This is a genomic window from Bacillus sp. bc15, from assembly GCF_900142585.1.
GTDB lineage: Bacteria > Bacillota > Bacilli > Bacillales > Bacillaceae_G > Bacillus_A > Bacillus_A cereus.
Genome location: NZ_FRBJ01000006.1, coordinates 172,838 through 183,485 on the forward strand (window position 1 = coordinate 172,838; position 10,648 = coordinate 183,485).

Genomic DNA, 10,648 nt, shown 5'->3' on the forward strand with positions numbered 1-10,648 from the left:
ACAAGGCTCTACTACCTTCTGTAAATTATATCACATTTTCATAACATTGACTATTTCAAGTTTAATCCCTTCTTATATAACATTGGCTTTTTCTTTTTCGCCTTTTTCCCTGTTAATAAAGAACCTACTAGTAAGAAAGTCGGAATTGATGACAAACCTCCAATTAATAACCAATCTCTTGCTTGTATCGGCATTGTGCTAAAAATCGGTTGTAACGGTGGATAATATATCACTACTAGCATGAGTAGTAATGAAATGATAACCGCCCCTACTAAATACACGTTCCCAAATGGATTACGATGAAAAACAGAATGCTCACTACGACAATCAAATACATGAATAAGCTGAGCAAGTACCAACGTCGCGAACGCTACAGTTTGTGCATATTTGAGTTCATTTGGATGTTGGTTATACGCAATAATAAACGCTACTAACGTCACTGCCCCAATTAAAAAACCTCGACTTATTATTTTCCACGCAAGCCCTCTAGCGAATACCCCTTCTTTCGGGTGGCGCGGCGTTCTCTTCATCACATCTCCTTCAGCCTTATCCAAACCTAATGCCATCGCTGGTAAACCATCAGTAACTAAGTTCACCCATAAAATTTGAATAGGAACCATCGGCAGGGGTAATGCAAGTAACATCGCAAATAACATAACTAAAATTTCTCCAACATTTGATGCTAATAAATATCGGATGAACTTACGTATATTCTCGTATATATTTCTTCCTTCTTTAATCGCTGACTTAATTGTAGCAAAATTATCGTCTAGTAAAACAAGTGAAGAGGCTTCTTTTGCAACATCTGTTCCTGTAATCCCCATCGCTATCCCAATATCCGCTGTTTTTATAGCTGGAGCATCGTTCACTCCATCACCTGTCATCGCTACTATATGCCCTTGATTTTGCAGTGCCTTAACAATTTTTAATTTATGTTCAGGTGATACACGAGCGAATACATACGTATCTTCTACAACATTTTCTAATTCCTCCACATCCATATTCGCGAGTTCTACTCCTTCAACAACGCGTCCATCTGGTGGCAAAACTCCTAATTGTTCAGCAATCGCCATTGCTGTCACTTTATGATCACCTGTAATCATTACTGTTCGAATACCAGCTTCTTTACACTCTTTTACCGCCTGCGCCACTTCTGGTCTTGGTGGGTCAATCATACCTTGTATCCCAACCAACATAAAATCTTTTTCAACGTCTCTTTCATGTTCAATAGAATCCGTTATTTTTAAAGGTTTAAACGCAACTGCAATTGTTCGAAGCGCTTGACTACCTAAGCTATGAATAGCCGCCTGTACTTCTTTTCTATATAGCTCACTTAACGGCTGTTGCTTATCCCCCCATAAAATCGTTTGACTCATTTGTAAAAGAACATCCGGTGCTCCCTTCGTAACAATAAACTTTTTCCCCTCTCGATCTCGTACAATAACACTCATCATTTTTCGAGTTGAATCAAATGGAAATTCACGAATAACTTCAAATTTCCCTTTCAATGCCTCACGTGTTATCCCAGCTTTCATTGCTGCAGCTACAAGCGCTCCCTCTGTTGGATCTCCATCTAATACGTACGCCTTTTTCTTTTGAATAATATTTGCATTGTTACATAGTGAACCAAATGTAAGTAGCTGATAAAGTGCTTTTGTCTTAGCTGGATTCACTTCTTTTTCACCTTTCATAAAAGAGCCATTAGGTTCATATCCTTGCCCTGTCACTTTCCACAATTCTCCGCCTGACCACATATGTGTTACCATCATTTTGTTTTGCGTCATTGTTCCCGTTTTATCAGAACATATAACGGAAGCACAACCTAACGTTTCTACGGCTGGTAACTTTCGTACAATTGCTCTCTTTTTTATCATACGCTGTACACCAAGTGATAAAGCTACTGTAACAATTGCTGGCAACCCTTCTGGAATAGCCGCAACAGCCAGAGACACACCAGCTAAAAACATATGATATACTTCATTCCCTTGATACACACCAGCTAATACAACGAGTGCTGTCAAAATAAGAGCCACAATAATTAATATTTTTCCGAGCTGTTCTAACCTTCTTTGCAGTGGTGTTTCCATTTGCTCTGCATTTTGTAACATATTTGCAATTTGCCCCATCGCTGTATTCATACCAGTTGCTACAACGACTCCTGTACCAGATCCTCGCGTAATCATTGTCCCCATAAAAGCCATATTTTTTTGATCACCAATTGCAACATCTTGCCCTTGCAATGCTTCTACCTTCTTTTGTACAGGTACGGACTCCCCTGTCAAAGCAGACTCTTCAATATATAAACTTGATGCTTCAACAAGACGCACATCAGCCCCAATACGATCACCACTGGAAAACTTAATAATATCACCTAAAACAAGTGCTTTAGATGGTGCTTTTACCCACTTTCCATTCCGCATTACAGTAACTTGTGGAGCGGCTAGTTCCTTTAAAGCTTCCAATGATTTTTCAGCTTTTCTTTCTTGAAAAAATCCGAGAATACCATTGATAATAACAATGGCAACAATAGCAATAGAATCAATGTATTCACCTAAAAACGCAGAAACAATTGTTGCTCCAAACAAAACGAGTACCATGAAATCTTTAAACTGTGCTAAAAATACCATTAGTGCAGAAGGCCTTTTTGCTTCTTCTAATTCATTAGTACCAAATTTCTTTACGCGCCCTTCTGCTTCTTTCTCTGTAAGTCCAACCTTTACATTCGTATTCGTTCTTTCTTCCACTTCATGTGCCCGCATTCCATACCAGTTCATCCTGCCATCGACCTCCTGATTCCAGACATACTCTATTGAAAGCTTATTCAGCCTCGTCCAAAAAAATGCTATAATTAACTTTTAGTTAGAAAGGAGTGTTCATTTATGGCATTCGATGGATTATTTACAAGAGCAATTACACATGAAATTGCAAATTCTCTTTACACAGGAAGAATTTCCAAAATATATCAACCTTCAAAGTATGAGATTTTATTACATATTCGAGCAAACGGAAAGAACCAAAAACTAATTCTTTCGTCTCACCCTACATATGCGCGTCTGCACTTAACGAATCAAAACTACGATTCACCAGCAATACCGCCAATGTTTTGTATGCTTCTTCGTAAACATTTAGAAGGTGGGTTTATTGAAAAAATTGAACAAATTGACTTAGAACGTATTATTCAAATTACAGTTCGCAGTCGGAATGAAATTGGAGACGAATCATTAAAAACATTAGTAATCGAAATAATGGGCCGACATAGTAACATTATCTTAGTAGATACGAAAACAAACGTTATTTTAGATAGCTTAAAACACATATCTTTAGCGGTAAACCGCCATCGTACTGTATACGCTGGAGCTGAATATATTGCACCACCAGCACAACATAAAATTAACCCACTTCAGATTGAAACAAATGATGAATTTATTAGACCACTAGACTTTCTATCTGGAAACATGGATAAACAGCTTGTCGGCACCTTTACGGGAATATCCCCGTTATTCGCAAAAGAAGTAGTGAAAAAAGCTGGTATGGTAAATGAAAAAGCATTAGCGGATGCATTTTTCTCCATACAAAAACCATTATTAACTCATACATATTCACCAGCGATGACTACTTCAAATGGGAAAGAATTCTTTTATCTTTTCCCTCTTGCACACTTGCAAGGAGAAGATAAGACGTTCTCATCTGTTAGTGAATTGCTTGATCGTTTCTTTTTCGGAAAAGCAGAGCGCGATCGTGTAAAACAACAAGCTCATGATTTAGAACGCTTTATGCAAAATGAAAAAAATAAAAACGAGAAAAAACTCATTAAACTCGAAAAAACACTGCAAGATGCTGGAAAAGCAGATAAATATCAACTATTTGGAGAGCTACTTACAGCTAATATGTACGCTTTGAAAAAAGGCGATAAAGATATTGAGGTCGTTAATTATTACGATGAAAATGGCGGAACTGTAAAAATCACATTAGATCCTTTAAAAACACCGTCTGAAAATGCACAACGCTATTTCCAAAAGTATCAAAAAGCAAAAAATTCAGTTGTTGTTGTAGAAGAACAAATCGAAAAAACCAATGAAGAAATTCTTTATTTTGATAGCTTACTTCAACAAATGGAAGCTGCTTCTTCAAAAGATATTGAAGAAATTCGTGAGGAATTAGCTGAAGAAGGTTATGTGCGCAATCGCAAAACGAAAAACGCAAAGAAAAAGCCTACTAAGCCAGTATTAGATAAATATTTAGCAAGTGATGGCACAGAGATTTTCGTTGGTAAAAACAATAAACAAAATGATTATTTAACAACGAAGTTTGCCCGCCGTGATGAAATTTGGTTACATACGAAAGACATACCTGGCTCTCACGTTGTCATTCGTTCTTTAGAGCCTGCTGAAGAAACTTTACTAGAAGCTGCCAAAATTGCCGCTTATTACAGTAAAGCGAAAGAGTCTAGCTCTGTACCTGTTGATTTCACTAAAATACGCCATGTGAAAAAACCGAGTGGTGCAAAACTTGGTTTTGTTACGTACGACAATCAGCAAACCGTATATGTAACACCAGATGCTGATATTGTAATGAAATTAAAAGCGTAAATACAAAAATGCGTTGCTTATAAGCAACGCATTTTTTATATTCGTTCACACTAGTTCATATACCCATTTACTAATTCATAACATCTTGCTTTTGTCATCTTATATTTCTCTTCTGAAGCTTCTATACGCCTCATCGTTCCATTATTTGTATCAGTACCAATTGCTTTAACTTTACTTTCTTTTTCTTTAACCCACGCAATTTGTTTCGTTTTTAACGACTGAAACGCATCAGGTGACATCGTACTTTTTAATGTACTGTAAATTTCATTTAGTTTATTATCCCACAGTTCATAATTTCCTTCTATTTCATTTACTATATCATTGGTTGACATAGCATTCGTATGTTTTTCTTGTTTATCTATAGCAGCTAATTCACTTAAAACATTTGCTCTATCTATCTTTGAAGAAGATTCTTTTTGCGATTGTTTCTCTTCTTTTGAGCCTGTATACGCACTCGAATCCTTTCTCTGTACTTGTTCTGTTTCTTGAATATTTCTTTCTTTCGTTACCTTTTCATACCTATTTTTATCTACATTGTATGAAATAAGAGATGTTTTCGCATTTACAGTAATTAATCCGTTACTATCTTTGAATATGTATTTCTTATCGCCACTATTTTCTTCACTTACAAATGACACATTCTTATCGTCTGGCATTTTTAAAATTCTATTTGCTTCTTCTTTTGTAAGTTTTAAATCTTCAGGAAAAACGAATGACCATTTATCCATTAACCATTCCCCTTCTTTATACACCAAATGAAATTCCCAATCTTGGGCCGCATGACCTATTTCATCTTCTAAACTTAATGTATGTACCGTTAAATTTTCTTTATCTTGTGAAGAAGAAAATCTTATTTCAGTTTGAAAATAATTTGGGAATGGTAACATATCAGTCTCTCTCGATCTATTAAAGTTAGCAAGCAATTCAGGAAGCTGATTCTCTACAAACTTTTCTGAAACCAATCCTTTAACTCCTTTTTTAGCTGTCTCTAAATCCCCAGGATTATTTCGGCTCCATCCATTTTCTTTTTCCATCTCACTAAACGCATTTGCTATTCCATCTACACTCTTTCTTACAATCTTTTTTGCTTCTTTTTCTGTCACTTCTGGCGCTTCATCAAGCTGGTCAATCATTTTATTCACTTGAACTTTGTTTTCACTTGTTTCACACCCCGTTATAACAAGCATACTAGCGGCCAAACAAAATGACATTACTTTACTTAATTTCTTCATACACTCACATTCCTTAACCCAATTTTTTCGTTACATCTCTTTACCTACAAAAAAACGTAACAATCCCTTATTATACCAATTTTTTAATTTATTTATACAAAAAATATAATACTTAAATTAAAAAGATTTTGTTTGCAAGTTTACATTATTGTTCATTCACATAAAAACTTACTGTAAAAATTTTATATATATTTATTTTACATCCGTCTAGTTTTTTTGACACACAGCTACCCTCTTCTCTTTTATTCTAAATAAATATATTGGCACAATTCTTGCTTTATTAATGTAAAAAGGAGGAATTAAAATGAATATAAGAATAACTAACATCCAAAAACAACTACATAATTACGGAATCGACGGGTTACTTATTACAAAGAAAGAAAACCGTCAATATGCAACAGGCTTTACAGGTAGCGCTGGCGTCGTCTTAATCTCTGCCGATCAAGCTGTTTTTATCACTGATTTCCGCTATGTAGATCAAGCGAAATCACAAATAAAAGATGCTGAAATTATTATGCATAAAGGAAATTTAGAAAAAGAAATTGCACATCAAGTATCGAAATTAAACATTCAAAAACTTGGAATTGAAGAAAACAACATGACATTGCAACAATATAAAAACTTGCAAAAATACGTACAGGCGGAAATGATTCAAGTGTGCGAAATTATCGAAAATATTCGTATCATTAAAGACACGCCTGAAATAGAAACAATGAAAATTGCAGCTAATATCGCGGACGAAGCATTTCACCACATTCTTACGTTTCTAAAACCAGGAATAAGTGAAAATGCTGTACGAGATGAATTAGAATTTTTCATGCGAAAAAAAGGGGCTACATCTTCTTCATTCCAAATCATTGTAGCCTCAGGCGTTCGTTCTTCACTTCCCCATGGAGTTGCATCAAATAAAATAATCGAACGAGGGGATATCGTTACATTAGACTTCGGTGCACTTTACGACGGATATTGTTCCGATATAACACGTACTGTAGCAATAGGGGAACCATCGGAAGAATTCAAAAAAATATACAATGTTGTACGAGAAGCGTTAAAACGTGGGACTGAAGCGATTAAGCCTGGAGAAACTGCGAAAAGTATCGATGATATAACGAGGGATTACATTACAGAACATGGATACGGTCAATACTTTGGCCACTCTACTGGGCACGGTCTTGGGTTAGAAATACATGAACCTCTTCGCTTATCTCAAGAAAGTACGGCTACTTTAGAAGAAGGTATGGTTGTTACAGTTGAACCTGGTATTTACATTCCGAACTGGGGCGGTTGTAGAATTGAAGATGATATCGTCATTACAAAAGATGGATATGAAGTTATTACAAAATCAAATCGAGAACTAATTGTTATTCCTTGTTGAAATCACGACCTTTTTTAAAGGAGTTTTTCGTTGCACATAGAATTCTTTCTCTGGAGTCATCGTTTAAGAGGGGGAATTTAAATTGAATTTTGTAATTGATAAGATAGATGGGTTACAGCCTGAATTTTCAAATCTTGTTTCCATGATGAATTACGCTCGCTATACAACAATGCAAGGGGTGGAAGGTTTAACAATTGAGGAACTTGATTATTTATATGATAAGGACACAAATTCAATTGGCATGTTATTGTACCATATGGCCGCTATTGAATTTTACTACCAGATTCATACTTTTGAAGACCGTGAACCAACGGAGGCTGAATTAGAACGCTGGTTACCTGGCATTGAATTAGGCGATCTTGGACGTGAGAAAATAAAAGGAAACGCTATAGAATTTTACATAAATACATTACAAGAAGTACGTTCCAAAACAATCGAGACTTTTCAATCGTTACCTGATGAATGGTTATTTAAAACGACAGACTTTTGGTATGACAAACCAGCAAATAACTATTTTAAGTGGTTTCACGTTTTTGAAGATGAAATCAATCATCGTGGACAAATTCGTTTAATTAAAAAGATGCAAAAAGCTCAAGCAGTAAAATGAGGAAATGCCACCGAATAAGGTGGCATTTTCTTTTATTCATTAACGAATAGCTTTTCGTTTACTATTTTAGTGACTACCACTACCAACATTAAAATGCATATTAAATATAGCATTTTCGCAATAAACAACCACCCTTGAAACATTACAATTCCATCTATTATCTCATTTCCTTTCCATAACAAAAACGGAATTGTACTGATTATAATGACAAATTCGATGCTGAAAACCATTTTCTTTTTTCGACTATATGCTTTCCATTCATTCCAGCGATACATAGGAGCAAAAATCAATACTCCTATACATAATATAACTGGTACCCATTCACTGTTAAGAAATTGTCCTGAAATAACTGATAATAGTAAACAAACTAGCACACCATAATATCCTATTTTTTCTCTCATTCGTACTCCCCCATTCTACTTCTCCTTTAATATGTAACTTGCTATACTTATAACAATTCTTAGAAAAATAACAACTATAATTACAAGATAAAGACCGTTTGCAGAAGACATCCATTCTTGAAAAATAGACATTTTCTCCATTTGTTTCTGACCCTCTATTAAAATAACCCCTGCGAACAATGAGCAAACAACAATGATACCTATCATAATTCCAATACTTTTCTTACTATATTGTTTCATACCATCCCAGTTATATAAAAGTATAAATACAAACCCGAAAACAAGTATAATACTTATCCATTCATTGTTTGTAAATAGCTTTAAAATGATTAATAGACTACAAGATATGATAAACCCCCAAAATCCAATTTTTTTGTGCATAAGCCCTCCTCGAATTCCATTTTTAGGATTAATTGTATTGTAACATCCATTTTCTATCCTTACCATTGCAGTACATGAAATTTTACCTTTTTTTCTGTTTCTTATACTCACATACTTTCCCTACTTTCATACAATAAACTACACGATTGCCTAAGGATGTGAATGTTATGGGAGTTGAATTAACGCTATTACACGCTCTCTATGTTATTTGTTTACTCACTATTATTACCTTTTTTATTCTCCGGAAAGATACTACAATTATTTGTATCGTTTTTATCTTTTTATTAGCATTAACTGCTACAAGTTCTATCCCTCTTGCCGTTAGCGGCATTTTTCAAAGTTTTATTTACGCCATTACTGAGCTATTACCAACTATATTAATCATTTCTATTATCGTATCGATGAGTAACCTACTCGTTCATACCGGCATAAATGATACGATGATTTCACCATTTACAAAGATGATCCGTACCCCTACCCTCGCCTACTGGATTATTGGCCTTTTGATGATGACAATTTCTTTCTTCTTTTGGCCTTCTCCCGCTGTCGCCTTAATGGGAGCTATTTTATTACCGGTTGCTGTACGTGTCGGTCTTCCTCCAATTGGAGTAGCAATTGCTATGAACTTATTCGGTCATGGGATTGCTTTATCCGGCGACTTCGTTATACAAGGCGCACCAAAATTAACCGCAGACGCTGCTGGTCTCCCTGTTTCCAGCGTCGTATCTGCAAGTGTTCCACTCGTTATCGTTATGGGCGTTGTGACAACTTCCGTCGCTTTTTTCTTCTTACGAAAAGAGTTTCATACAGGCTTAGCTATACAAGAATCTATTCTATCAACTGAGTCTTCTAAAACGCTCACTTCATTATCTCCTCGCACAAAGAAATGGCTCGCTATTTGTATCCCTATCGTATATATCATTGATATCCTTTGCATGATTCAATTTCAACTACAAGGAAGCGACGCAACTGCACTTATCGGCGGAACAACTGTTATTATGATTATCATCATTTCTCTCATCGCCTACAAAGGTAATGGACTGAATAAAACGACCGATTATTTCATAGAAGGGCTCCAATTTGGCTTTAAAATTTTCGGACCAGTTATTCCTATCGCTGCACTCTTTTATTTAGGAGATAGTGGCTTTGTGAAAATTATCGGGGACTATTTACCGAAAGATTCACATGGAATCATTAACGACTTAGGCATCGCTTTATCTCAAACTGTTCCTTTAAATCAATATGTATCGGCAGGGACATTAACCATCGTTGGTGTCATTACCGGCTTAGATGGATCAGGTTTTTCAGGTATATCACTTGCTGGTTCCATTGCCAATCTTTTTGGAACAGCACTTGGCCATGGAACAGCTACATTAACAGCACTCGGGCAAATTGCAGCTATATGGACCGGGGGCGGGACGTTAATTCCTTGGGCACTTATTCCTGCTGCTGCGATTTGTAAAGTCGATCCATTTGAACTTGCACGCCGAAACTTTTTACCGGTTGTTATCGGTTTAATTGTCACCACGATCGTTGCGATGTTTATCCTATAACGTAAGCAAGTGTTCTCTTGCTTACGTTTTTTGCTTGTAAAATTCATCATGAATTATCAGTTTTCAAGAGGGATTCGTTATTACTTAGCGAAATTATATTAGGAGAGTAATTATTTCAAAACGTTTACGAGAAACAGATTACTGCAATTAGAAAAGGGGACATACCTATGAATGAATTGATTTTCGTCTTATTAATTTGTCCATTACTTATCTTTATCGTTTCTGTTATTGGAACGCGCAAGACGAAAACGTATTACGTAATGCCGATTGTAACGTTTGCTAGTTTTTTAATAATAGGTGTTATCGCCTTTACTCCAAAATTTTTCTTTTGGGTTGGCATGTACAGCATCTTCTCATTTATTGTTTCTTATATGACTTTATTGTTTGTAAGAGGATATGAGCTTGCAGAAAGCGCTAAGTAGTTAAGGAGATTGTAATATGATTTTCTTTGATATTGATGGAACTTTACTTGAAGTTTTAACAATGATATAAAAAACGACCGCGTTCCCC

9 protein-coding genes are annotated in these 10,648 nt (G+C 35.6%); 5 read left to right on the forward strand and 4 right to left on the reverse strand.

The features are described 5' to 3' along the window. Positions 1–50: 50 nt before the first annotated feature. The gene (locus BUA87_RS19990; protein WP_001104774.1) at positions 51–2,774 is read right to left on the reverse strand and encodes a calcium-translocating P-type ATPase, SERCA-type; all 2,724 of its coding nucleotides are present in this window, start codon (positions 2,772–2,774) and stop codon (positions 51–53) included. Between the two features lie 105 nt (positions 2,775–2,879). On the opposite strand from BUA87_RS19990, the gene BUA87_RS19995 reads away from it, so the two are divergent. Then, positions 2,880–4,589: an Rqc2 family fibronectin-binding protein gene (locus BUA87_RS19995; protein WP_000863271.1), complete on the forward strand. Its 1,710-nt coding sequence runs from the start codon at positions 2,880–2,882 to the stop codon at positions 4,587–4,589. 50 nt (positions 4,590–4,639) lie between these two features. Here BUA87_RS19995 and BUA87_RS20000 read toward each other — a convergent pair whose 3' ends face one another. Continuing rightward, the gene (locus BUA87_RS20000) at positions 4,640–5,821 is read right to left on the reverse strand and encodes a lysozyme inhibitor LprI family protein (RefSeq protein ID WP_072940530.1); all 1,182 of its coding nucleotides are present in this window, start codon (positions 5,819–5,821) and stop codon (positions 4,640–4,642) included. Between the two features lie 304 nt (positions 5,822–6,125). Between BUA87_RS20000 and BUA87_RS20005 the strand changes: the two genes are divergently transcribed. Both BUA87_RS20005 and BUA87_RS20010 read left to right on the forward strand, forming a co-directional pair. Next, entirely contained in the window at positions 6,126–7,196 is a 1,071-nt protein-coding gene (locus BUA87_RS20005; RefSeq protein WP_001026209.1) for a M24 family metallopeptidase, read from the forward strand. Between the two features lie 82 nt (positions 7,197–7,278). Further along, the gene (locus tag BUA87_RS20010; protein ID WP_072940534.1) at positions 7,279–7,803 is read left to right on the forward strand and encodes a DinB family protein; all 525 of its coding nucleotides are present in this window, start codon (positions 7,279–7,281) and stop codon (positions 7,801–7,803) included. A 32-nt stretch (positions 7,804–7,835) separates the two neighbouring features. On the opposite strand, the gene BUA87_RS20015 is transcribed toward BUA87_RS20010, so the two are convergent. Together BUA87_RS20015 and BUA87_RS20020 are read right to left on the reverse strand one after the other, a co-directional pair. Continuing rightward, positions 7,836–8,204 carry a YoqO family protein gene (locus tag BUA87_RS20015; RefSeq protein WP_002181188.1) on the reverse strand — a complete coding sequence of 123 codons (369 nt, stop codon included), beginning with the start codon at positions 8,202–8,204 and terminating at the stop codon, positions 7,836–7,838. Between the two features lie 15 nt (positions 8,205–8,219). Further along, positions 8,220–8,651 carry a YoqO family protein gene (locus tag BUA87_RS20020; RefSeq protein ID WP_072940569.1) on the reverse strand — a complete coding sequence of 144 codons (432 nt, stop codon included), beginning with the start codon at positions 8,649–8,651 and terminating at the stop codon, positions 8,220–8,222. A gap of 101 nt (positions 8,652–8,752) precedes the next feature. On the opposite strand from BUA87_RS20020, the gene BUA87_RS20025 reads away from it, so the two are divergent. Both BUA87_RS20025 and BUA87_RS20030 read left to right on the forward strand, forming a co-directional pair. After that, a complete protein-coding gene (locus BUA87_RS20025) occupies positions 8,753–10,138 on the forward strand; it encodes a hypothetical protein (protein WP_016512381.1) in 1,386 nt (461 codons plus the stop codon). Between the two features lie 167 nt (positions 10,139–10,305). Further along, positions 10,306–10,560: a YbeF family protein gene (locus tag BUA87_RS20030; RefSeq protein WP_001003933.1), complete on the forward strand. Its 255-nt coding sequence runs from the start codon at positions 10,306–10,308 to the stop codon at positions 10,558–10,560. The last annotated feature ends 88 nt before the right edge of the window (positions 10,561–10,648 follow it).